Origin of the sequence: Clostridium manihotivorum, from assembly GCF_004015185.1 — a bacterium.
GTDB classification, from domain to species: Bacteria; Bacillota; Clostridia; order Clostridiales; family Clostridiaceae; genus Clostridium_AR; species Clostridium_AR manihotivorum.
Genome location: NZ_CP025746.1, coordinates 1,127,667 through 1,151,342, shown reverse-complemented (window position 1 = coordinate 1,151,342; position 23,676 = coordinate 1,127,667). Strand labels below are relative to the sequence as shown.

At 32.5% G+C, this 23,676-nt stretch carries 21 protein-coding genes and 3 pseudogenes; 7 read left to right on the top strand and 17 right to left on the bottom strand.

Going from position 1 to position 23,676, the window contains the following annotated elements; all coding sequences use genetic code 11:
• The first annotated feature begins 82 nt into the window (after positions 1-82).
• Positions 83-739: a 7-cyano-7-deazaguanine synthase QueC gene (gene queC, locus C1I91_RS05075; RefSeq protein ID WP_128211721.1), complete on the top strand. Its 657-nt coding sequence runs from the start codon at positions 83-85 to the stop codon at positions 737-739.
• Positions 740-854: 115 nt separating this feature from the next.
• Here queC and C1I91_RS05070 read toward each other — a convergent pair whose 3' ends face one another.
• From C1I91_RS05070 to C1I91_RS05015, 14 genes and pseudogenes are all read right to left on the bottom strand, one after another.
• Complete coding sequence (locus C1I91_RS05070; protein ID WP_128211719.1) at positions 855-1,229, bottom strand: hypothetical protein; 375 nt, start codon at positions 1,227-1,229, stop codon at positions 855-857.
• A 79-nt stretch (positions 1,230-1,308) separates the two neighbouring features.
• The gene (locus C1I91_RS05065; protein ID WP_128211716.1) at positions 1,309-1,953 is read right to left on the bottom strand and encodes a hypothetical protein; all 645 of its coding nucleotides are present in this window, start codon (positions 1,951-1,953) and stop codon (positions 1,309-1,311) included.
• 151 nt (positions 1,954-2,104) lie between these two features.
• Complete coding sequence (locus C1I91_RS05060; protein WP_338032614.1) at positions 2,105-2,287, bottom strand: RHS repeat-associated core domain-containing protein; 183 nt, start codon at positions 2,285-2,287, stop codon at positions 2,105-2,107.
• A 94-nt stretch (positions 2,288-2,381) separates the two neighbouring features.
• Positions 2,382-3,230 carry an Rpn family recombination-promoting nuclease/putative transposase gene (locus tag C1I91_RS05055; RefSeq protein WP_128211714.1) on the bottom strand — a complete coding sequence of 283 codons (849 nt, stop codon included), beginning with the start codon at positions 3,228-3,230 and terminating at the stop codon, positions 2,382-2,384.
• 213 nt (positions 3,231-3,443) lie between these two features.
• Positions 3,444-4,301, bottom strand: a pseudogene (locus C1I91_RS05050) (tyrosine-type recombinase/integrase).
• 276 nt (positions 4,302-4,577) lie between these two features.
• A complete protein-coding gene (locus C1I91_RS05045) occupies positions 4,578-4,994 on the bottom strand; it encodes a hypothetical protein (RefSeq protein WP_128211712.1) in 417 nt (138 codons plus the stop codon).
• An 18-nt stretch (positions 4,995-5,012) separates the two neighbouring features.
• Complete coding sequence (locus C1I91_RS28505) at positions 5,013-5,558, bottom strand: hypothetical protein (RefSeq protein WP_238476074.1); 546 nt, start codon at positions 5,556-5,558, stop codon at positions 5,013-5,015.
• Positions 5,535-5,705 (bottom strand): annotated as a pseudogene (locus C1I91_RS28700) (RHS repeat-associated core domain-containing protein); the annotation flags it as partial. The pseudogene C1I91_RS28700 and the gene C1I91_RS28505, both read right to left, overlap by 24 nt.
• A 652-nt stretch (positions 5,706-6,357) precedes the next feature.
• The gene (locus tag C1I91_RS05035) at positions 6,358-6,741 is read right to left on the bottom strand and encodes a hypothetical protein (RefSeq protein WP_128211710.1); all 384 of its coding nucleotides are present in this window, start codon (positions 6,739-6,741) and stop codon (positions 6,358-6,360) included.
• Between the two features lie 48 nt (positions 6,742-6,789).
• Positions 6,790-7,377 (bottom strand): hypothetical protein, encoded by a 588-nt coding sequence (locus tag C1I91_RS05030; protein WP_238475924.1) that lies wholly within the window; start codon positions 7,375-7,377, stop codon positions 6,790-6,792.
• Between the two features lie 9 nt (positions 7,378-7,386).
• A pseudogene (locus tag C1I91_RS28695) lies at positions 7,387-7,467 on the bottom strand (RHS repeat-associated core domain-containing protein); the annotation flags it as partial.
• Between the two features lie 693 nt (positions 7,468-8,160).
• Positions 8,161-8,472: an immunity 53 family protein gene (locus tag C1I91_RS05025; protein ID WP_128211706.1), complete on the bottom strand. Its 312-nt coding sequence runs from the start codon at positions 8,470-8,472 to the stop codon at positions 8,161-8,163.
• Between the two features lie 36 nt (positions 8,473-8,508).
• Entirely contained in the window at positions 8,509-14,913 is a 6,405-nt protein-coding gene (locus C1I91_RS05020) for a DNRLRE domain-containing protein (protein WP_128211704.1), read from the bottom strand.
• Positions 14,914-14,962: 49 nt separating this feature from the next.
• The gene (locus tag C1I91_RS05015; RefSeq protein ID WP_128211702.1) at positions 14,963-15,385 is read right to left on the bottom strand and encodes a hypothetical protein; all 423 of its coding nucleotides are present in this window, start codon (positions 15,383-15,385) and stop codon (positions 14,963-14,965) included.
• Between the two features lie 320 nt (positions 15,386-15,705).
• On the opposite strand from C1I91_RS05015, the gene C1I91_RS05010 reads away from it, so the two are divergent.
• Together C1I91_RS05010 and C1I91_RS05005 are read left to right on the top strand one after the other, a co-directional pair.
• Positions 15,706-16,275, top strand: coding sequence for a TetR/AcrR family transcriptional regulator (locus C1I91_RS05010; RefSeq protein ID WP_128211700.1), 570 nt, complete (start codon positions 15,706-15,708; stop codon positions 16,273-16,275).
• Positions 16,276-16,359: 84 nt separating this feature from the next.
• The gene (locus C1I91_RS05005; RefSeq protein WP_128211698.1) at positions 16,360-17,538 is read left to right on the top strand and encodes an acetyl-CoA C-acetyltransferase; all 1,179 of its coding nucleotides are present in this window, start codon (positions 16,360-16,362) and stop codon (positions 17,536-17,538) included.
• 263 nt (positions 17,539-17,801) lie between these two features.
• On the opposite strand, the gene C1I91_RS05000 is transcribed toward C1I91_RS05005, so the two are convergent.
• The gene (locus tag C1I91_RS05000; RefSeq protein WP_128211696.1) at positions 17,802-18,137 is read right to left on the bottom strand and encodes a winged helix-turn-helix transcriptional regulator; all 336 of its coding nucleotides are present in this window, start codon (positions 18,135-18,137) and stop codon (positions 17,802-17,804) included.
• 143 nt (positions 18,138-18,280) lie between these two features.
• On the opposite strand from C1I91_RS05000, the gene namA reads away from it, so the two are divergent.
• The 4 genes from namA to C1I91_RS04980 all read left to right on the top strand — a co-directional run bounded on the left by namA (position 18,281) and on the right by C1I91_RS04980 (position 21,018).
• Complete coding sequence (gene namA, locus C1I91_RS04995) at positions 18,281-19,297, top strand: NADPH dehydrogenase NamA (protein ID WP_128211694.1); 1,017 nt, start codon at positions 18,281-18,283, stop codon at positions 19,295-19,297.
• Between the two features lie 234 nt (positions 19,298-19,531).
• Complete coding sequence (locus C1I91_RS04990; RefSeq protein ID WP_164880445.1) at positions 19,532-19,969, top strand: LytTR family DNA-binding domain-containing protein; 438 nt, start codon at positions 19,532-19,534, stop codon at positions 19,967-19,969.
• Between the two features lie 24 nt (positions 19,970-19,993).
• A complete protein-coding gene (locus C1I91_RS04985) occupies positions 19,994-20,398 on the top strand; it encodes a hypothetical protein (protein WP_128211691.1) in 405 nt (134 codons plus the stop codon).
• A gap of 14 nt (positions 20,399-20,412) precedes the next feature.
• The gene (locus C1I91_RS04980; RefSeq protein WP_128211689.1) at positions 20,413-21,018 is read left to right on the top strand and encodes a methyltransferase family protein; all 606 of its coding nucleotides are present in this window, start codon (positions 20,413-20,415) and stop codon (positions 21,016-21,018) included.
• Positions 21,019-21,479: 461 nt separating this feature from the next.
• Here C1I91_RS04980 and argF read toward each other — a convergent pair whose 3' ends face one another.
• On the bottom strand, positions 21,480-22,412 hold the full coding sequence (argF, locus tag C1I91_RS04975; protein ID WP_128211687.1) for an ornithine carbamoyltransferase: 933 nt from the start codon (positions 22,410-22,412) through the stop codon (positions 21,480-21,482).
• Between the two features lie 46 nt (positions 22,413-22,458).
• Positions 22,459-23,631: an aspartate aminotransferase family protein gene (locus C1I91_RS04970; RefSeq protein ID WP_420808466.1), complete on the bottom strand. Its 1,173-nt coding sequence runs from the start codon at positions 23,629-23,631 to the stop codon at positions 22,459-22,461.
• Positions 23,632-23,676 lie beyond the last annotated feature (45 nt).

Sequence of the window (23,676 nt, the reverse complement as noted above, 5' to 3'; positions counted from 1 at the left end):
TTCAAATTAGTTATAACTCTATAATGAAATAAATCGATGTACAAGTTAGTACACGATATATAATATTAAGGATGGTGTATTTATGAATAAAGAAAAAGCTGTTGTAGTATTTAGTGGTGGACAAGACAGCACCACATGTTTATTCTGGGCAAAGAAGAAATATAAAGAAGTTATAGCTGTATCCTTTGACTACAATCAAAAACACAAGCTTGAGCTAGAATGTGCTAAGGATATCTGCAAAAAGCACGGTGTAGAACATCATATCCTAGATCTAAACTTATTAAATCAACTAGCTCCAAACTCCTTAACAAGACAAGATATAACCGTTGATAAAAATGCTCCTACAGAAGGTCTTCCAAACTCCTTTGTAGACGGAAGAAATCTTTTGTTTTTAACCTTTGTTGCTGTATTTGCCAAGCAAAGAGATATAAATACAATAATAACCGGGGTATCTCAAAGCGATTTCAGCGGATATCCGGACTGCAGAGATGTATTTATAAAATCTCTAAATGTCACTTTAAATCTTGCTATGGATTATCAATTTGAGATACTTACACCTTTGATGTGGATCAATAAGGCTGAAACCTGGAAGCTAGCTCACGACTTAGGCGTTTTAGAAATAGTAAAAAATGAAACCTTAACTTGCTATAACGGAATCAAAGGAAATGGCTGCGGTGACTGCCCTGCTTGTAAGTTAAGAAAAAATGGATATTTAGAATTTAAGAAGGAATATCTATAGCCTTTCAAAAGCATTTATCCTCTCAATACTAAGACCAAGAATAAAATTTTAGTGGTAGCTATTAATATAATTAGCTACCACCATAATACCCTTTAAGCTTATCTATTTCATGTTTTTATGCTATTGGATTATCAAACTTCCATGTTACATCAAGAACAGATAAATCATCAATATATTTTAATAACTCTATTTGCAATTCTTCCAAGCTTGAAATATCTTTCTTTCTAATAGAGTTTATTAAATCTGTTTCATGAACATCCCAATTATTTTCAATATATTCTTTATTTACCTCATATTTTCTTATAAAATATAAAATATTTTCATTACTATTTAATATTTTACTAACAGCAATTGCTCCATGATTTTCTAATATTTTATAAGCACCTATAACTATAAAACATCTTAATTCATCAGCAGAAGCATGAATTTCCGTTCCTAGCGAATTTCCTACCTTTAAGTTATTTCTTTGTTTAATACTTAGTTCTTTCAATATTATTCCCACCTTTAAGCTAATTTTTAAAAAAGACACTTAAATTAGCTACACTATGCATAATAAATCTTTATTAGTACTAATATTCAGAACTCCTTTTAATGTTATAAAGATAATTAGCAAATGCATGAACATGTAAAACTATTGCAATTGTCATCAATGGGGTTCCAAATATTTCTGTAACCATAATTCCTATCCTACCAACATAGATCTGACCGTTATCTAGAAGTTTAGCAGTTAAAATTACTACTGCTGAAATAGCTACCACCAAGAATAAATCTTTCTTAACGTATTTTGAGTGTTTTCCTGACGATACACTTCTAATATAAGTCTTATCCTTTCTTATGATTCTAATATAAACCAGAATTATTTCTAATATCACGTAGTTTAATATAAGAATAATTTTTACATAAGTTAGACTTGCATTTAAAATTTCAATTAGATTTAAATAAACCGAAAAGGATAAAATATTACTAAGTATTGTTATCCAAACGTATTTAGCAGTTTTAACAAATTTTTTCTTTAGGCCAATCGATACATTTATTATTGCAATTATAAAAGAAGAAAAAAGAAGAGCCGCCGCTAAATAATAATATGATTTATCATTAATTATTATAAGAAAGTTTAATAATGATATTACTGCTAAATGAATTATAGTTAACTGTATTACACTCCTCTTCAAATCATGACTTTCACTTATTGAACCTTTTTCATTTTTATTCATTTATTTGCCCTCCTTATCAAGTTGATAATCTCTCTCTTTTACTCTAATCTATCTATTCCATACTTATCAAATACCTTCTTTGCTACAGTTGTATTTTGTACGTAAATTATATCTCCAGGAATGCCTATTTATCCGCTGTCATCACTCATATTCACGGGATTATTCTTACAATATGCAAACATATTATGGATAACAGTTCACCAGTTTGTCCAGCTACTCCATCCGAATTAATAAACCTGCCCCATTCAGGATTATAATATCTTGATTGTAGATAATATAGCCCAGTCTCGGTATCATACCTATACCAATATAAAACAAGATTATGTTTTTTAATCTCTCAGTTTTAATTTGAAAATTAAAAATTTAGTGATAGCAATAAAAAACTGCTACCACTAAATTTTATCAATTACTCACTTCATATATGCTTTTTATATTGTCGATTTAATTTCTCTTATTTTATCAATACTTAAGCCCGTACCTTGTGCAACAGTTTCTTCACTAATTCCTAATCTTAAAAAGTTTAGTGCAGCTTCCTCTTTTCCTTCAACTTTTCCTTCTTCTCTTGCTCCTTCGACCATACTTTTTTCATCTAGTATTTGCTTCATTCGAAGTTCAGCACGTCTTACTGTTTCTGGATCTCTGCTTAGCATATCTAGTACTGTTATTGCTTTTCTTATTGCTGGCTCTCCCATCTTACTTACCTCCTTTTCTGGTTTAGTTAAAAATGCAAGCCACATATTTAAACTGTTATTAAGCTCTGTTTTTTCGTCTAAAAACTTTGGTAGTTCTACAAAATGTATCTCTAATATATCTGTGAGTTTTGTTTTTTCTTCATCTTCCCATAAATGATATGTTGTATGATACTTTTTGCTATCTATATAATTAAAATTCAATATATTTATTGTTATAGTCTTGTTTAAATTCTTATAATTTTCTCCCTTTTTTATCTGATTTGAATACAATCTAGACCAGTAGAAAAGCGTTCTATTTATCATATTGTATCTATTTATAAGTTGTATCTCTATATTAATATGAATACCTTTTTCTGTTACTACCCTTACATCTAAAATTCCTATCTTATCATCTATTGCTTCAATGTCAGATAATTTAGTATCAACATATTCAACATGCTTTATTTTCTCTTTTTCAGTTCTCTCAAGTAAAGCATTTAAAAAACTTATTAGTATGTCTTCATTTTCTGGACTTCCAAATATTTTTTGAAATACTACATCGTTCTTAGGATCTAGAATCATTTTATCATCATAAGTAAATTCCATTCTATCACTTCCTTTGTTAATAATATTTTACCAAATTTGATAGTCTTATTCTATAATCTGATAATATTATCTGCATTATATTTTCTAGACTTATTATTAATAATATCTTTAATAGTTTCAAAGAGAATATTAAAATATCATAGTAAAGCAATAAATATCTGTTTCTTTGATTCCTTTAAAGCTGTATAATATTATCATTTCATTTTCTTCCATCTATAACAAGCTAACTACCCTCATATTTTCTTCTTTGCTGCTATTTATATAGAGTTTAGCTGTAGTTTCAACACTACTATGTCCTGCTAGTTTACTTAAAGTCGTTAGGGACCCTCCTTTACTTACAAGTCTTCTACAAAAAGTATGTCTGAAAGTATGTGGTTTCAATTTGATTCCAAGTTGCAATTTCTTCGTGTATTTCTCTATCAGTGTATTGATGGCATCTCTTTTCACTGCTCACCTTTGCCCCAAAATCAGATATTCTAAATCGCTAAATTGACTATCATTACGCTCAACTAAATATTCCTTAATTGCTTCAGCTACTTCATTCTTTAGTAGTACTTGTCTAATCTCTCCACCTTTACCATGTATCTTTAGATGACTAGTTAGAAAATCAATGTTGTTAATACTTATACTACAAAGTTCACTTAATCTTATTCCTGCGTACATTAGTAGTAGAATTATCATCTTATCCCTTCTGGTTACATTCTCTTGATTTTGAATGTAAAATAACATCCTCTCCACTTGCTTTTCATAACCAAAAGCAACCTTCATCCTGTCCTTCCTTAGATCTACTACAATTTCATTAGTATAATTATGCTTCATCAGAAAACTATTGAATGATTGTATGCTGTTAACTTTCTTGTTGATGGTAGCTGTCTCATACTGGCTTTCAATGAGATAGTTTCTGAAGCTTGTGACATAGAATCTTTTCAGTTCTCCTTGAAATTTCACTCCCATGTTTTGAATATAGGATACAAAGCCACCAATGTCTCCAACATAGCTTTCTATTGTCTTTGGACTCTTTCCATCCTCCTTCAGGTATCTTTTGAATTTCTCCACAAAATCTGTTGCCATCCCTCTACTCCTTTCACATGTTTTTAGGCAAAAGAAAAGAGCTAACGCTCCAAACGTTAGCCCTCAATGTTTCTATGATTATAATATATACTTAATTTTTGTTTTGTTTCGGTTGAAGATGTTCTTTTCTCGCTACAGAATTTAAATTATGCAGTTTCTTTACTATTATACTTTTCATGAAAGCAGCGAAAATGAATCTAACATTTCTCTTCTAAAGACTTTTGCAGTAACTTTATACTTTTATGCAGCAAGAGGATATGCTTATAATTATAATATTTACTCATAGTAACCTTGTTTAAAAACAATAACAGATTCGACTGGCTCCTCAGGTTCATCTATCGCATATGGTGCAAATATACCTATTCCATATTTATATGATGTAAACCCTGCATCATTAATATCTATTGAATTATCTAGTTTCCTAAAAAACTCTTCAACTAAGTTGTAAGATACTCCTAATATTTCAAATTCGTTAAATGATACCTCAGCAGGCTCAAATAGTTCTACTGCCTCACAAATATTATTTGTGTCATAATAAACATGGCAATACATAAAATCGTCTGTTGTATTTTCACTAAACTGGTTTTTTCTAAACTCCCTAAACTTGTTATCAAATATTTCTCTTACAGATTCTCTAGACATTCCTAAACTTATCATACCTATACTGTCATATGGTTTAATAATATAATTCATATTCTTTCCTCCATTCAATTAATCTTTGAACAACTGTATTGTGTAATCTTTCATTTGTCTTATTCCCTCATTGTATTTACTACCAAACTTTGATGTAACATCGTCTATATCCATTTGCTGTGCTTCCATAAACTTACCTTTGTCAATCAAAGACTTTTGCTGGGCCCTATATAGTTGAGCCTCTTTTGAATTCCCCCAACTTGCAGTCATTCTATGATCTGCCTTTTCCATATTTAATGCCGGTCCCTTATTCTTACTTAAATTGCTTACTGACTTCGCAGGCATGTGGTGATTTTCTCCACCATTTTTTGGCACACTTCCATATGAACCACCTTTTTTTACATTAGGATTTCTAATAGATTTAATTGCTCTTTCAGAAGCTGATTCTTGAGCATATCTCATCTCTTGAGCTTCTAATGCTAACTGTTCGTCCATTTCAGAACTTATTATATTTCTAAGAAGCAATCCTTCTTCCTCTTCTATAATACCAAGTTCTAGGTATGCACCACCACCGCCTCCACAGCCTGCTTCATCTCTATAACCATCAGAATCAATTCTAGACACTGGATTATTCCTACAGTATGCAAAAATATTATGAGATAGTAACGTTCCTAATTCTCCACCATATGAATCAGCATTAATAAACCTACCCCATTCAGGATTGTAGTAACGACTTTGTAAGTAATATAATCCAGTCTCGGTATCATACCTTTACCCAAACTCCAAAGTCTTGGTATCTATCCAATTTTCTCAAACCTGAAACTCATTGACATTACTGGCTTAGCTAGACTAGCTACAGTACACCATTGTTGAAACTAATGAACTTAGAACCGTCCGTTTCAAAAGCTGTTGCCAAATCAGCTTAGTTTCTACAATGATTTAGAAAGCTTGTAGAAACACATGGTTTCATTGGTTTTCATTTTCTTATCCTTTAGGACATATGTAGGGCATAGCTTGGGCTATTTCAGGACATATACTTTGTTGATTTCACTTGATTTGGGCAGATAGGACATATCTTTTCCCAAAATACAATCTATTCATTAGTGATAGTATACCATATTTTGAGAGATACTTGTGTGAAACTATGACCACTACGCCCAAACCCTTGTGAATACTAGTTTTTGTCACATCACACCTCGTCCAAAATGTGTCCACAGTCTATCCAAGCAAAAAGAGCATCCATCAACTTCATCAAGTGATAGATGCTCTCCTGTATTTGGTTTTATGCTGATTCTCACTACAGAATTCTAATTATGCAATCTCTTCAACTTTACATTATTGTCTAATAACTTAACTTACAATCCTTAATACAACATCTACATTTTTATGCAGTATGATTAATAATATTTTTGTAGTAAGCTTACTATTTTTTCTTTGAGTTACCAATATTATTACTTTTATACAATGCATTTGCAAATACAACTATTAATAAGGTTACAAATAATATTGCCATTAAGCTAACAAATATTGGTTTAACATGCACAGATAACTGCGGATAGTTATTTTGTATTATAACTGCCATTACGATTGTACATAAAAGCAAAATTACTAATATAGTCATTACAATAAGATAAACTCGTTCTTTATTACTTCCCTTATATCTTAAAACACTAAAAATTGATAGCAACATACATGATATTAAAATAACTATAACTACTGGAAATGGTATTTTTTCTATGGGAAAATACCTAATTGCAGCAATTATTACAAATAATATCATGACTATTGGAATACTTTTTTTATTCAAAATAATTTTTTCTCCTCATTTCATTAAATATTCTCTTTTATATCTATATTATTCTTTTTTCCAAATATAATTTTTTGCAATTTCTGCACCAAAACCTAACCCTAACCCAATTCCAACAGCCCATCCAACAGGAGTAAACAAACCAAACCCTATTACTGCCACCGACACTCCAACATCGATAAAACTTCTTCCAAAAGCTTCTGAGTATTTGTATCCACTGTGAAAATTATCCCATACACTCATGCTAGTAAATGCCACACCTACTACACCTACTTTTTCTATTTTTCCAATACCTCTAAGAATAGATGCACCTTTTAGCGGTACTTTAAATTCTGTCCCAGCACGCCTTAGTGCTCGATTTGTAACTACAGGTACACTATCAGGAATATGACTTAATTCTAAACTGATCCCACCTTCAGCACCTGTTGCTGCAACACTCTTACCTATACTAATAATTTGACTTCTATCAGGTATTAACCTTTTCACTGTTGATGAAATACTAAATATATTATTTACAGAAGAACTAATGCTATCACCTGAAACTCCTATCTCTCCACCATCATTACAAATATAATTAGGTCTATAACCACTATCATCACTCATATTGACAGGATTATTCTTACAATATGCAAACATATTATGGGATAACAGTTCACCAGTTTGTCCAGCTACTCCATCCGAATTAATAAACCTACCCCATTCAGGATTGTAGTAGCGCGAATTCAGATAGTACAGTCCAGTCTCGGTATCATACCTTTACCCAAACTCCAAAGTCTTGGTATCTATCCAATTTTCTCAAACCTGAAACTCATTGACATTACTGGCTTAGCTAGACTAGCTACAGTACACCATTGTTGAAACTAATGAACTTAGAACCGTCCGTTTCAAAAGCTGTTGCCAAATCAGCTTAGTTTCTACAATGATTTAGAAAGCTTGTAGAAACACATGGTTTCATTGGTTTTCATTTTCTTATCCTTTAGGACATATGTAGGGCATAGCTTGGGCTATTTCAGGACATATACTTTGTTGATTTCACTTGATTTGGGCAGATAGGACATATCTTTTCCCAAAATACAATCTATTCATTAGTGATAGTATACCATATTTTGAGAGATACTTGTGTGAAACTATGACCACTACGCCCAAACCCTTGTGAATACTAGTTTTTGTCACATCACACCTCGTCCAAAATGTGTCCACAGTCTATCCAAGCAAAAAGAGCATCCATCAACTTCATCAAGTGATAGATGCTCTCCTGTATTTGGTTTTATGCTGATTCTCACTACAGAATTCTAATTATGTAGCTAAAGAATTCTCCAAAGACTTAACAACCGTATTCTTTCCGTGACTTGGTATTTATCTTCAAATTTATGCATTGAATTTACCAGTATTTTGTAGCCAGCTCTTCCTATAATTTTGCTAATCAGTTACAGTACTTTCATTGTTAGCTATTGCCCATTCCGAAAAAATTCTTAATATTTCTTCTAATTTATCTGCACTACCTCCACCTTTAAATACTCCATCTACAACATTACAATGTATCCAGTTAGTATCATTAATATATTTTTGTATTAACTCAAATTTTGAAAACTCTAAATAAGTATCTGTCAAATCAATGTTTACTGACCATCCTGGATTATCTAAAGTATAAATTTTTATTCCATAACAATGTTCCCAGTCTCCATCACAATTACTTAGATACCAATTTTGTATCCAATCTAACATATTCATTTTATCAGACTCCTTCATCACTATAATCATTATCCATCATGGTTTTCTAGGTATTTCCCAAGGTATTGGTGACCTAACACCACCTGGCACTGTTTTATCATGAACATGCGGCATTAACTCTTCTCCTGTAACTGGGTTCTTATGGGGACTCCCCGTTCCATCATATCGTTTTGCACTGTCAAATCCAGTTGGATTTTTAGGATTCGGTCTCCATGTTTCATAGTTTGTTATTTCACCCGTATCTGGATTTCGTTTAAATGTAGTATGGTCCCCCTGAGCACTCGGGTCAGGTTTAAGTTTATTTTTACTTCTCCCCTTACTGGAAGTCTTTGTCTTATTTTGTGGTGAACTTGATGTTTTATTATTCTCAGTAGTTGAGCTATCTGCATATGATGTACTATGCCCTTTATAATATTGATACGCTGAATATATCAGCAGTCCTGTTGCGCCAATTAGTGCACCACCTACAACTACAGGTGCTGATAAAACTGTTGCTACTACTTCCACCGCTGCTACCACAGCTTCTACAAAAAAACTAAGTACAAAAGGAAAGTTACCACTAGAATCAGCCATGTTCACAGGGTTATTCAAACAATACGCAAACATATTCGCAGATAGAAGCTCACCAGGAGTGCCAACTATACCATCAGCATTAATAAACCTACCCCATTCGGGATTATAATACCTACTCTGTAGATAATACAACCCAGTCTCGGTATCATACCTATACCCTCTATATCTATAAGGATTTTTAACTCCTACAGTATCTTTTAGACTTCCTGTTATTGATATAAGTTTTCCCCAAGTATCGTAAGTATAACTTACCACTTGATTTCCTGAGGTGTCTATTAAGCCTATTATATCACTTTGGGCATTTCTTATATAGAAGTATTCTGTGCCGTTTAGTATCATGCTAACTAGTTTTCCATTAGCATCGTAATTATATCTTATGCTTGTACCTTCTTCATCTTGCTGAGATATTACTTTATCTCCATCTAGATAGTACTTTGTAGTTACTCCATTTACACGCTTTTCTGTTCTTATTCCTGCATCATTATATTTAAAGCCTACGTCACGACCATCGCTTAAAATCATATACGCTAGTTGTCTTCCAGACTTCCAACCAAAGGTATTGCCATTATAAGACAATGGATTTCCTATTTGGTCATAAGTTATGCTCTTTCCATTGTAAGAAGTTAGTTTATCCTTCCAATTACCATCTCCATAGCTGTAACTAACATTATTCGTTGCAGTTCCTAAATTCCCTGTTGTGTATGGATACTTTACTTTGCTTACAATATTTCCACCAGCATCATAGCTATACACCATAGAATAATTTAATGTTTGGTTGTCTTCTCTTGTAACTTCATTAAGCTCGTTATAAGTATAAGATATAGTTTGTCCATTTTGCGATATACTTTTTATATTTCCATTGGCATCATAGTTGTAACCTATGTTGTTTCCATTATTACTAATGGTACCTATTTTATTGGAATCCTTGGAATCTGATCCTGGCTTAACTATATATATTCTTAAAGCCTCAAGTCTTAGGCTCTGACCTGTAGTCCCTGCCATAGCTCCGTCCTGTACTGGTTCTGTCCATCCTTTATCTTGTAATTGAGCTTGATACCAAACATGATAACCTGCTGGGGCATTTACTAAATTTATTTTTATTGCCTCAATTTGATAGTTTGAAGCTATAGCACCTGCATTTGTTCCACCATAAACAGGATCCTGCCAGCCTATGTTAGATACATGGGTCTGATATTGAATTTTCATTTTATTCAGAGGATTATTTGTATCTGTAGGAACGTTAGTTAAATTCATATTGATTTCTTGATACTTCAAGGATTGTCCTACAGTTCCAGACAATTCACCATCTAATTTTGTTTTTTGCCAGCCCACAGTGTCTACATAACCATTATAGTTTACCCCAATACCTGAAGCCATAGCCCCTGGAGCATAACTATAATTAACATTGTACTGAGTAGATCCTGTCTTTATAACATTGTTTGTCAACCTTCCCAAAGAATCATAATTATTATCATACTCGTCGGCTCCATAGGTAGTACTCTTTAGTTTATTATCAGCATCATAACTATAGTTTACGGTGTATGATTTGCCAGATGAATTGTAGTTTATAGAGCTAATATTATTATTATTGTCGTAATTATAACTTATCATATTTCCAATTGAATCAGAAACTTTTACTAACCTATTAGAATTATCATATACATATCTATAACTAACGTGGTTTTCTAAATCGTTTTTATAAGCTAAATTACCAGAAGCATCATATTGATAAGTATAACTCGGCAACTCTACAAATATCTTTATAGCTTCTATCCTTCTATTCTGTCCTACTGTTCCAGCTATATCTCCATTTGATGCAGGCTCCATCCATCCAATACCATCAGCATATACTTGATATCTTACATTATAACCTTCTGGAGCTCCTTCAAGTTGAATTCTTAACGCCTCTATACTTAGTGATTGTCCAACAGTCCCTGCTATACCTCCATCATATACCCAGTTCTGCCACCCTACATTCTGAACATGAGCCATATACTTTATTTTCATACCAGATGGTGCATTGGTTAGCTGAACTTTTAAAGACTCCATTCTTAAGCCTTGACCTGTTGTCCCAGCTAAACTGTTGTCACTTGACCAAGGATTCTGCCATCCTATATTTTGAAGTTGTGCATCATACGTAACTCCAACAGTAGTATTACCACCTACATTCCTTGATAAAATTCTATCAGAATTGTCATAATAATTACTTGCCGATTGTCCATTTCCATAAGTGGATTTTGTTAATAAACTAGTTCTTGGTTCATAGGTATTAGTAATTAAATTTTGGTTTCCTACAGATACACCGGTATTGTTTCCCAAAGAATCATAAGCAAAATTATAGTTAAAGCCATTATGGGTAATCTGACTTATTCTATCATTCTGATAACCATAGCTATTAGTTATCTGCTGTCCGCTTACAGTCTTACTAGTACTTGTTAGATTATCAACACTATCATAAGTATTACTTGTCTTACTTCCTTTCGGGTCAGTTATACTATTTAATAACCCTTTGCTTTCATCAAAATCATAACTTACTGTATTACCCATACTGTCTGTTAAAGACTTTATATAGTTACCACTGGAAGTATAATCAGCTTTTGTTTGAATATAGTCAGCTCCATCGCCTACTCTTGCACTAACTGCATTTCCATTGCTATCATAATTAAAGCTATAATTTACGTTAGCAGCTGATGTTCCTCTTGTAAGATTATGCTTACTGTCATACTCGTACTTAAATGAGTTACCTTTTGGATCTACAGCTTTTAAAACGTCATTATTGCCATTATACTCAAACTTAGAGTTTTGTGTTGCCAGATCAGCAGTGGATACTAAATTACCCTTTGAATCATATTGGTAACTCTTCGAAAACTCTTCTTTGTATAATTGGACTCCATCAAAATATGCAGTATTTGCATTATCTCCATATATATAATATATATCTATTTTTGAATAATCTGAATTAGTTACGCATCTTCCAGATATATATTGCCAATCATTAGAGTCTTTGTTGAAATCAAAATTCACACTTTGACTTCCACTTGAACCGCTAAAGACAGCCTGCAACTGAAAAGTACCGCTTGGAACCGAATACGCTTTTGCCCATGCGCCAACTGTGTAAATATCTCCTGCTTTTCCTTTTATATTAATTGATTGACCTAATTTCTTTTGTACTCCATAAGAACCACTTACTTGATATACAGAATTATCTAGGTTTGCTGGGTGATCAGAATCACTAGTAGAAACCAATCCATCAGACCCTCCTGTGCTAATAGTATTCCATCTATTAGGCGTTCCTGAGGATCCTGTTAAATCACCATTATCTACTAAGTTATATCTGTTTGCTACACCACCTTCTTCTAATTGCATACTATCAAAATACGCTGTACCAGTTTCTTGTAGCATACTAACTCTAGTTAGTACATTATAATCCGCTGCATCCATAGGAAGATTAAAAGTCGTTTGTAACTTCTGCCAGTCATTACTTCCATTTAAATAGTTAGAATCTATACGCTGATAGTTACCAGATTTATCTTTATAATAAAAACTTATTACCGCACCTTCTCCGTTAGTATTAGATACATTTACAGTCTTTACATAAGCTGAAAAAGTATAAGTTTTTCCTGGCTTCAATATATTCCACTGATCAAAATACTGTCTACTTACATTATCTGTCTTATTTATCGCTAAGCTTTGATTGCCCATATAACTAACTGCTGATGTAAAACTGCTTGATCCACTACCACCATCTGTACCAACTCCCCATGAATCTGAGTTTTCAGCATCATGATTTGTAAGTAAGTTAATTACAGTCTTTTCAAGCTTTGATTCTGATGTTACCTTTGAAGCATTTGTGCTGTCAGTATATTTATAATACTGAGCACTGCCATCTGCATCCTTCATACACAGGGTCTTTCCTACATTATCAAATTGATATATACTTCTTCTTCCTTTAACATCAGTAAATGTAGTGCTATTATTCCCGTAGGACACGCTTAATTCATCACCTAAGGCTCCATTTGTATTTGATTCTAAAAGATGACTTACTCTATGCGGAGCAATCCCATAATATTGATAAGAGATTCTGTATCCATCATAATTTGTTGCACTTACTAAATTATGATTACCATCATAAGAGTAATTGGATGATTTATTATCTGGATAAGTAATTGTAGTTAAATTGCCATTTCCATCATAATTATAAGTTATAGTCCTACCTGCTGTATCTTGAATTGATGTTAGTATTCCAGAAGAATTATAATTTAAAGAAGTAACTCTCCCTGATCCGTCTGTGACTTTTGTAATATTCCTAACGCCACTACTTGAGGTTCCTCCGTAGGTAAATGTAATAATGTTACCATTAGCATCTTTTATATAATTTAAGTCATTAGTTGAGGAACTAAAGTTTATCTTATTATTTTTCTTATCGCTAATTGATAAAGATCCATCCCCCTCTTTTGTTAGTGAGAGTCCTAAATTTAATTCATCATTTATTGGCATTGAGCCTGAATTTTGAAAATAATGTTTAGTACCATCTTCATCTGTATACTTATAGTATTGAGTATTATTTATGGTCTGACTCTCTAATCTTTGATTTATATTAAGTCTCCATCCAGATCCAAAACCTATATTAGAAGTAGTAATATCATTACTATTAAAAACATGATTTATTGATACAGGCATTCTGCTTCCGCTCATATCAATGTCATTGTGAGTAAATACTAGATTACCATTATAATCGTTAATATAGGACGTACCGGCTCTCCCTACATTTTGAGAGTGATATGTCCAGTAGTTCTCGATTCCACTATTATTTATATAGTTGAAAGAAATCATTGGTCTTGCGGAGGTAAAAGCATCATTCATATCAGAAGACCAGAAGGCAGTGTGCTTTGAAGAATTATCTTGTTCCAACATAATTCCATAATTATTGCCAGTTGTGAACCACTGCTTTACAATACTAGTAACGTCCCAGTTTACCCATTGATTCTGATTACTTGTAATCATATTTAAGGCCTCAATATGAGAATCATAGCTTGGTTGAGTACCCCAAGTCAAGTTACTTGCATCAAAGTCTTGAGTTACATTGTGGACATTTACTTGATTTGAAGATACGCTGCTTACATCTGAGCATTGAAGTAAGTTCAATTGGGCATTTGTTATCATATCTCCAGTTGAGAGTGTAGGTAAATCAAACTTAATGTAAGTTCTACAAGTTCCTACATTACCTGGTGTTAGACCAACCCTCACATATTGATTTTTGCATTTGTTTTCAGTATCAAGTGATCCTACAAAAGTATCGTGAATCTTGCTACGTTCTAATGAAGTTTGCATTGATGGATCTATGGTTACTGGATATACTCTATCACTACTACTTAACCAGGTTTTATCAGGAGTTAAGGTTAATAAATATCCATTCTTAGATTGATTAATAGCTACCTCAATTTTATCACTGGAGTTGTTTACCTTATCATACATATAAGGTGCTTCTATTTGAAATACTTTTTTTGACTTGTCCTTAGAATCAAAGAATATTATTGATTTATCTTGTTGTAAAATTGGCGTAACATTTTTTGTATTTATGTTAAAGGAAAAGCTAGTATTGTCATTATATTTATTAATAATTAAGTTCTCTTTAATATCACTACCATTTAAAATATACTGCAAATCCGTATTGTCATACACATTTTGAAAATTTACCTGTGAAGTAATATTCTTTAAATCCTTAATTTTTTCATTAGTCTTCAAATCTTCCTTTATCTGTTGTTTTTCATCTGAGGTTACTTTTGTCAACTCTTTATCGTTATTAACCTCATTTTCTACACTTTTATCTATATCATCATTTATTTTATTTTCATCTGCAGTAACCACCGATGCTTTTGATGATTGAACATTTGATAAGCTCCAGTTTATTTCGTACTTATCTTTTTTTCATTTGTACAAGCTTCTTTGAAGATGAATTCTTTGAAATTTTAACCTTTATGTTATTTTGTTTATTTTCCAATACATTATTTCCATCATCATCTTTATCTTTCGATTCCTCTAAAGTATTGTCAATATCTTTCCACTGACCACCGTCTTGATAGTGAATTGCTGAGTTGTATTGATCTACTTCAAAGCTTCCATCTTCCTTTTGAAATTTTTTGCTGTTTTCTGTTCTTTCATTTGTCAATTCTTTTGTTATCTTCTTTGACTTCTGATTTTTTACAACAGATGCATTAGTATTCTTTTCAACATTACCACTATTACTCTTGTTATCTTTAGCATAAACAGGTATCTGCATTGAAGAAACTGAAAAACAAATAACCAATAGTAGTGAAATAAGTTTTTTTGTATTTGACATATAAGTCCTCCTTACAACATATTTTAACAAATTCATTTTATCATGTTGTATATATCCTTTTATGTAAAATCATAGTACAACTTTTTATTTTTTTCGTTATGTTTTTTATCATAAAATTTAAAAATATTATATATTATCCGTAAAAATGTAACAAATTAAAATATATCCATTCCAGATATTAAACATACTTTGTTAAAGTATTGACAAAATAGACAGACTGGTCTATTATTTAATTAAGCAATAACTCATCTTAGAAATAAGCATAGATTCTAAGAATATATTGAGTATGAAATTAATAAATAATAAAGGGAGATCCTACAGTGGCTAAAAATACAAAAGGTGAACAATCAAAAAATAATATAATAGAATGTGCTGCAAATCTATTCATACAAAATGGATATAATGCCACAGGAATAAATGATATCTTGGCTTGCACTGGTCTTCCTAAGGGCTCCTTCTATTTTCACTTCAAAAGCAAGAAGGACTTGGCTCTAAGTGTATGCTCTTACTTTGAAAGAAAAATTGGTTTAATGGTGCTTAACTCCGCTAAGGATCGAAAATGGGCTGAATTTATAAATGATCTAATAGATAAAATGATAGAATCAGCTGAAAATAATACGCACTATGGTTGCCCTTTTGCAGTGCTAGGGCTAGAAATTGCCTTTTCAGAGCCTGATCTTGCAGAATATTATTCAAAGTCCATGAAAAGATTAATTGATATCTTTAGCGATGTTTTAAAATTTTCTGAGGCTGCTGAATCAGAAATAGATCCAATAGCTAATAAAGCCTTTGCAATATATGAAGGTTATTTAGTATATTACCGAATTAGTAAAGAAGTAGATGTATTAAGAAGAATGAAAAAAGATCTTGTATCAGTATATAAGAACTAAGGTTTTACCCTTCAGTTCTATTATATTTCGAATTAGTAGACAGACCAGTCTATTACATATATTAAATTTAGGAGGTATTTTGATATGAAAGAAGTAGTAATAGTAAGTGCAGTAAGAACAGCTATAGGAGCATACGGGAAAACTCTTAAGGACGTTCCTGCTGTAGAATTAGGTGCAATAGTGATTAAGGAAGCTGTAAAAAGAGCTGGAATAAATGCTAACTCTATAGATGAAGTAGTATTCGGTAACGTACTACAAGCTGGACTAGGACAAAACCCAGCAAGACAAGCTGCTGTAAAAGCAGGTTTACCTGTAGAAATCCCAGCCCTTACTCTTAATAAGGTGTGTGGTTCTGGTTTAAGAAGCGTAAGTTTAGCGGCTCAAATAATAAAAGCAGGCGATGCTGATATAATAGTTGCTGGTGGTATGGAAAATATGTCTGCTGCTCCATTTTTATTAAACAATGCAAGATGGGGTTATAGAATGGGCAATAACGAGTTAGTTGATGAAATGATAAAAGACGGATTAACAGATGCTTTCAACAACTATCACATGGGAATAACCGCTGAAAATGTTGCTGAACAATGGAATGCATCTAGAGAAGATCAAGATAAGTTCTCTCTAGAATCTCAGCATAAAGCTGAACAAGCTATAAAGAGTGGCCAATTTAAAGAAGAAATTGTTCCTGTTACTATAAAAACTAAAAAAGGCGAAATAGTTTTTGATACTGATGAATTTCCTAGATTCGGCAACACCATAGAAGCCTTATCAAAACTAAAACCTATATTTAAAGAAAATGGAACCGTAACCGCAGGTAATGCTTCTGGTCTTAATGATGGTGCTGCAGCACTTATAGTAATGAGTGCTGATAAAGCGAAAGAACTTGGCATAAAGCCTCTTGCTAAAATTACTTCCTATGGCTCTGCTGGCCTTGATCCTTCTATAATGGGCTACGGTGCTTTTTATGCTACAAAAGCAGCCTTAGATAAAGCAAATTTAACTCCAGAAGATTTAGACTTAATTGAAGCAAATGAAGCTTATGCATCACAAAGTCTGGCTATAGCAAGAGACCTGAAGCTTGACATGAGCAAGGTAAATGTCAATGGTGGAGCCATAGCTCTAGGACACCCTATTGGAGCTTCTGGTGCAAGAATCCTAGTTACTCTTTTACATGCTATGAAAAACAGAGATGCAAAAAGAGGTCTTTCAACCTTGTGTATAGGTGGCGGTCAAGGAACTGCAATGATAGTTGAACGAGATTAACTAATAATATATTTATTAATAACTTTCAATAAACTCATTAATAAATAATATAACAAGCTTAATAAAGCAAAACACTTCAAGTAACTAATTGTAGTGTTTTGCTTTATTTTAAGTATTTTCATTTATTGTATAAATATAACTATATCACTTTGTAATAAGGCTTAAATTTGCAGAAATCCTTCTCTTAGAAAGCAAAGGATTTCTGCAAATCTAATTCAGAGAAAAGTAGAATTCCTTTAACTACTCTTACCGCCTCACCATAACTACTCCAAAATAGTAATCCCCCATCTTTTCAACTCAATAAATACCTTTTCTAATTCCTTTCCTTTCTCAGTGAGCTTATACTCAACTTTTGGCGGAATCTCTGGGTACACAATCCTATCTACTAATCCAACCTTTTCTAGCTCTCTTAATCTAACAGATAAGGTTTTGGGACTTATCCCTTCAAGAGATCTCAGTAAATCACCAAATCTTATTGTTCCATCTATCAATAAATCTCTTATAATTAAAAATGTCCACTTGCTGCCTATTACATCGATAGCAGCTTCTATAGGACATTTCGCTCCTGGCTCTCCTCTTTCAAGAACTACCTCTGACATTTTTTCACCCTCCTACATGTGCATTTATCGCATTACTTACCTTTTTGAAATTATATGATAAAAATATCACTACTTCCTTAATTATAGTATATGATATACACTTACATTAAACAATATATTTTAAATATAAGGAGAGAAAATTTATGAATACTTTCAGCAACTATACCTTAAAAAATACAGTTTTAAAAAACAGATTGGTTATGCCACCTATGTGCATGTATTCTTCAGATGAAACTGGCAAAGCCAATCAGTTTCACTACACTCATTACGTCACAAGAGCTATAGGAGGTGTAGGTTTCATAATCATGGAATCTACTGGTGTTACAAAAAACGGACGTACCACAGACAATGACCTGGGAATTTGGGATGATACTCATATTGATGGATTAAAGGCTATAGTAGATGGCGTTAAAGAAAACGGCACAAAAATCGCTCTTCAGCTCAATCATGCTGGTAGAAAATACACTGGGGTTTCTGGGGATATATTAGCTCCAAGCGAGATTGCCTTTGATGAAAAGAGCTCCTTACCTAAAGAACTAACCAAGGAACAAATCAAGGATATAATCTTTTCATTCAAATCCGCAGCCCTAAGAGCTGATAAAGCCGGCTTTGATGCAATTGAGATTCACGCTGCACATGGCTATCTAATTCACCAGTTTTTATCCCCACTATCCAATAAGAGAAAGGATGAATATGGTGGTACTGTTGAGAATAGAGCAAGATTTTTAAATGAAGTCTTAGAGGCTGTAAAAGAGGTATGGCCTAAAGAAAAGCCTATTCTACTAAGAGTTTCTGCTTATGATTATAAGGACGGAGGTATTACCCTAGAAGATATGATAGAAACTATAAACCTAGTAAAGGAGCAGATAGATATGGTACATGTAAGTACTGGAGGCCTAATCCCTGCATCTATTGATGTATATCCAGGGTATCAAATCAATTTTTCTGATGAAATAAGAAATACATGTAATATCCCTACAATTGCTGTAGGTTTGATAACAGACATTAATATGGCTGAAGAAATTATTTCAAATAAAAGAGCAGATTTAGTTGCAATTGGAAGGGAACTTTTAAGAAATCCTTACTTTCCGCTAAGTGAAGCTAAAAGAAAAAATATCTCTATCTCCTATCCAGAACAATATAAAGGCGCATTTAATTAATAGCATACACTAGTCTAGGAAAATATCTTTATAAACACCATATTCTTTATGACAAAATTCGCTGAAGCAGACTTCTTCAGTGAATTTTTTTGTACATCTAACCGTTCTAAACTTTTTTCACCATGGATTATGGACAGTAAATTGCAACTTACTATAGCCTATATGCAAGATAGATGTAAGTTAATTGTTATAGATAAACGGTTATGCTATTATTTTTACGAAGGGAGGATGTTTATGAGAATATCAGTAATTGAGGATCCTTTGATAGAAGATATTGAAATAAAGATATTTTGTAAGGAAAAGAATAGCTATGTTGATAAATTAGTAAATTGTCTTAGTGAAAATGAAGTAATCCTAGTAGGTACAATAGATAATGAGAAATTTAAACTTTCTTCAAAAGAAATTTATTATTTTGAATCAGTGGACAACAGAACTTATATTTATACTGAAAATAAAGTTTATAAAAGTGACCTGAAGTTATACGAGTTAGAAGACAAACTATTTAGTACAAAATTTACAAGAATAAATAAAGCCTGCATATTAAATCTAGACAAACTCCAAAAAGTCCAGGGGCAGTTAAACGGACGCCTTCTCGCCACTCTATATAATGGTGAAAAACTCATAATAAACCGAAGCTATGTACAGGAAATAAAACAAAAACTACGTGAATAGGTTATTAGTTGATTGGAGGTAACTATGAAAAGAATAAATCAATATATCTTAGGTGGCTGCATAGCCTTCACTGTATTAAATATAATAACTATTTTTATACATCTTTTACAACACAGACAAACTATTCAAACTAATTCAGAAGTGAGCACTTTATCCTTTATAATTTTAATTCAAATAATCCTTTTCCTTATGGAAAATCTCAATATAAAGTCTCAATTTGTACACATTTTAATTGAGGTAATCTTAAGCTTTGTGGTGACTTTAGGTATAGGTATTCCATTTAATATTATTTCTATCCATTCTATAAGCGACTTATTAGAGGCACTTTTCATTGTATCTATAACCTATGGTACAACTATTTTGACCTTATATAAAACCACTAAACTTGATGCAGATATGATAAACCTGCAGATAAGAAATAGAAATTAGGAGATGAATTATATATGTATCTTTTTGGACACTCTTATTTTGAAACCACTACTATGTGCTATGTCTTTCAGATTATCTTCACTTTATTCTTAGCATCAGAGATATTGTTTTTTCTTTTTACTTCCTATGAAAGCTTAAAAAATTCTGGTAAAAAGAAAAGCTCTGATAAAGGTTCCTTTTTCTTAATAACCTTAGGAATTACATCTATAGTATTTATAAACATGTTTTGTAGAAAGAATCTTTTCTTAATCCTAGCAAGTTCATTTTTCTGGTTAGGCACTCTGTTCACCATTGCTGGTATCTTATTAAGAGCCTACTCTATATGGACTCTACGAAAATTCTTCACTTTTAATGTACAGGTTAATTCAAACCAAAAAATAGTTCAAACTGGCCCCTATAAATTAATAAGACACCCTGCATATAGTGGAAGTATATTAACACTTATAGGAATCTCCTTCTGCTTTAGAAGTTTCATTGGTATTCTTATAAGTCTAATCATTGTTTCATTAATTTATGGATATAGAATCAGTATCGAGGAAAATGCATTAATTGAAAGCTTTAAAACTTCTTATATTGAATATATAAAAAACACAAAGAAAATAGTCCCTTTTATTTGGTAAGCAAATAAGCTTTTTTGATTTTCACCCTAACTAGCTGTTCTAAAGCCTCTATATTGATAGGTTTAAATAATAATTTTTTGATTTTTTTGTATAACTGGTCTTAACAATAAAAATAATAGCCATAACTATTTATAAATTATCCACAGCATTGTAAATTTAATCCACTAAGTTTTCAACACTCATTTTTATTTTTTATTTCTTGCTAAAACTATAATACCTATAAACATCTATATTAGACCTATCTTGAATAAAGGCTATGTTTAATAATATTTTTGAAATTAAGCGGTCATGAAGGAGATGCTCTATATGAGCGAGAAATTAGAATTAGAATTAAAGTATAAAAATAATAAGCACTTAATTTCAAAAATCCACTAAAGCGACTTACTTCAGTGGATTTTTTAGTATCTGTATTTCCCATATACATAGACGAGAATATTTCAATACACCTAATTATATCTTTACTAATTTTTCTGCATCAATTTAACCATAACTGCTTTTTGGGCATGTAGTCTGTTTTCTGCCTCTTCAAAAATTTCCTTTGCATGAAGCTCAAGTATATCTTCAGTTATTTCTTCACCTCTATGAGCTGGAAGGCAATGAAGTACCATAGCATCCTTTTTGGCAATAGCCATAAGGTCACTATTTACCTGATATCCCTTGAAGGCTTCTTTTCTCTTAATGGTTTCTTCTTCTTGTCCCATACTAGTCCATACATCAGTAATAACCACATCTGCATCTTTTACTACTTCTTCTGGATTCTTGGCAAAGGTTACTGTTCCTTTTGAAGCTTCTTCTACAGCCTTTACTGCCGTTATAACATGTTCAGGAGGTTCATAGCCATTTGGAGTTGCTATACCTATGCTCATTCCAACCTTTAAGCAGCCTACCATTAGAGAATTAGCCATATTATTTCCATCACCAATAAAAGCTACCTTTAAACCATCAAACTTTCTCTTGAACTCTTTTATGGTAAGTAAATCAGCCAACACCTGACATGGATGCTCTTCATCTGTAAGTCCATTTATTACAGGTACTTTTGAGTATTCAGCTAAATCTTGAACATCTTTTTGGGAGAAAGTTCTTATCATTATTCCATCTACATATCTAGATAAAACTCTAGCAGTATCCTTTATTGGCTCACCTCTTCCAAGCTGAAGATCATGAGAACTCAAAAATAAGGCTGAGCCTCCTAGCTGATACATTCCAACTTCAAAAGATACACGAGTTCTTGTAGATGATTTCTCAAATATCATTCCTAAAGTCTTTCCTCTTAATAGATGATCATGAGCTATTCCATGTTTATTTTCGTACTTTAGTTGTTCTCCAAGCTCTAGTATTTCCATTATTTCTTCTTTTGTATAATCATTTAACTTTAGTAAATGCCTATTTTCCATAATATTTTCCCCCAAAATAATCAGTATTTATATATAGATATTTTTATTAGAAGCATTCCTTTAGCACTTCTAAGCCAGCCTTAATCTCTTCTTCTGTTATAGTCAATGGTGGAAGAAGTCTTAAAACTTTTGCTCCTGCAGTAAGCGTAAGTACTCCCTTTGAAAGAGCCTTTTCTTGTACTTCCTTGCTTTCTACCTCAAGTTCAATACCAAGCATAAGCCCTTTTCCTCTAACTTCTTTCACATTAGGGTGATTAAAGCCTTCTATTATGTTCTTTATAAGTTCACCTTTCTTAGCTACTTCCTCTAGGAAGCCTTCACTAGTCACTTCCTCAAGCACTATGCTGGCACCCTTTAAGGCTACTGGATTCCCTCCAAAGGTTGAACCATGGTCACCTTTCTTAAATACAGCTGCTACTTTTTCACCTGCTAGTACAGCACCTATAGGCAAGCCTCCGCCTAAGCCTTTTGCTAAGGTAACTATGTCAGGTAATACATCAAAATATTCAAAGCCAAAGAACTTTCCTGTTCTTCCTACACCAGCTTGAACCTCATCAAATATAACTAACACATCTTTTTCTTTGCATAACTGAACTACTTCCTTTACATAACTTTCATCTAAAGGATATACTCCACCTTCTCCTTGAATTGCTTCCATCATCACAGCACATACTGTTCCATCAAGCTTTTCCTTTAAGGCTTCTATGTTATTTTTCTCCACATATTCAAAGCCTTCTGGAAATGGAAAGAAGTAATTATGGAACTTGTCTTGGCCTGTAGCTTTTAAAGCTGCAAGAGTTCTACCATGGAAGGATTGCTTTAGAGAAACTATTTTTCCTCTTCCTTCTCCATACTTATCAAAGCTATACTTTCTCGCTAATTTTATAGCTCCCTCATTTGCTTCTGCACCAGAGTTAGCAAAGAAAACCTTCTTCATTTTGCTCGCATCTATAAGCTTTTCTCCAGCTTCAATAGCTACAGGATTATAAAATATATTTGAAGTATGCAACAGTAGATCGATTTGCTCCTTAAGTCCATTCTTCAACTTCTCATTGCCATAGCCTAAAGAGGAAACCCCTATACCGCTAGTAAAATCTAGATATTTATTTCCTTCTGAATCTATAAGGTAATTACCTTCACCTTTAACTAAAGCTATAGGTAACTGTCCATAAGTATCCATGAAGAATTCACTCCACTTTTCTTTAAAGTCCATTGTAATTGCACCTCCTATTTAAATTTAAACTTCGTATTTATTAAATATTTA

What these genes read in the sequence shown, in the direction of transcription:
- queC (WP_128211721.1), top strand. Translation starts at nt 83, where the DNA reads ATGAATAAAGAAAAAGCTGTTGTAGTATTTAGTGGTGGACAAGACAGC.
- C1I91_RS05065 (WP_128211716.1), bottom strand. Translation starts at nt 1,953, where the DNA reads ATGAATAAAAATGAAAAAGGTTCAATAAGTGAAAGTCATGATTTGAAG.
- C1I91_RS05055 (WP_128211714.1), bottom strand. Translation starts at nt 3,230, where the DNA reads ATGGAATTTACTTATGATGATAAAATGATTCTAGATCCTAAGAACGAT.
- C1I91_RS05045 (WP_128211712.1), bottom strand. Translation starts at nt 4,994, where the DNA reads ATGAATTATATTATTAAACCATATGACAGTATAGGTATGATAAGTTTA.
- C1I91_RS05030 (WP_238475924.1), bottom strand. Translation starts at nt 7,377, where the DNA reads ATGTTTGCATATTGTAAGAATAATCCTGTCAATATGAGTGATGATAGT.
- C1I91_RS05025 (WP_128211706.1), bottom strand. Translation starts at nt 8,472, where the DNA reads ATGAATATGTTAGATTGGATACAAAATTGGTATCTAAGTAATTGTGAT.
- C1I91_RS05015 (WP_128211702.1), bottom strand. Translation starts at nt 15,385, where the DNA reads ATGTCAAATACAAAAAAACTTATTTCACTACTATTGGTTATTTGTTTT.
- C1I91_RS05005 (WP_128211698.1), top strand. Translation starts at nt 16,360, where the DNA reads ATGAAAGAAGTAGTAATAGTAAGTGCAGTAAGAACAGCTATAGGAGCA.
- C1I91_RS05000 (WP_128211696.1), bottom strand. Translation starts at nt 18,137, where the DNA reads ATGTCAGAGGTAGTTCTTGAAAGAGGAGAGCCAGGAGCGAAATGTCCT.
- namA (WP_128211694.1), top strand. Translation starts at nt 18,281, where the DNA reads ATGAATACTTTCAGCAACTATACCTTAAAAAATACAGTTTTAAAAAAC.
- C1I91_RS04990 (WP_164880445.1), top strand. Translation starts at nt 19,532, where the DNA reads ATGAGAATATCAGTAATTGAGGATCCTTTGATAGAAGATATTGAAATA.
- C1I91_RS04985 (WP_128211691.1), top strand. Translation starts at nt 19,994, where the DNA reads ATGAAAAGAATAAATCAATATATCTTAGGTGGCTGCATAGCCTTCACT.
- C1I91_RS04980 (WP_128211689.1), top strand. Translation starts at nt 20,413, where the DNA reads ATGTATCTTTTTGGACACTCTTATTTTGAAACCACTACTATGTGCTAT.
- argF (WP_128211687.1), bottom strand. Translation starts at nt 22,412, where the DNA reads ATGGAAAATAGGCATTTACTAAAGTTAAATGATTATACAAAAGAAGAA.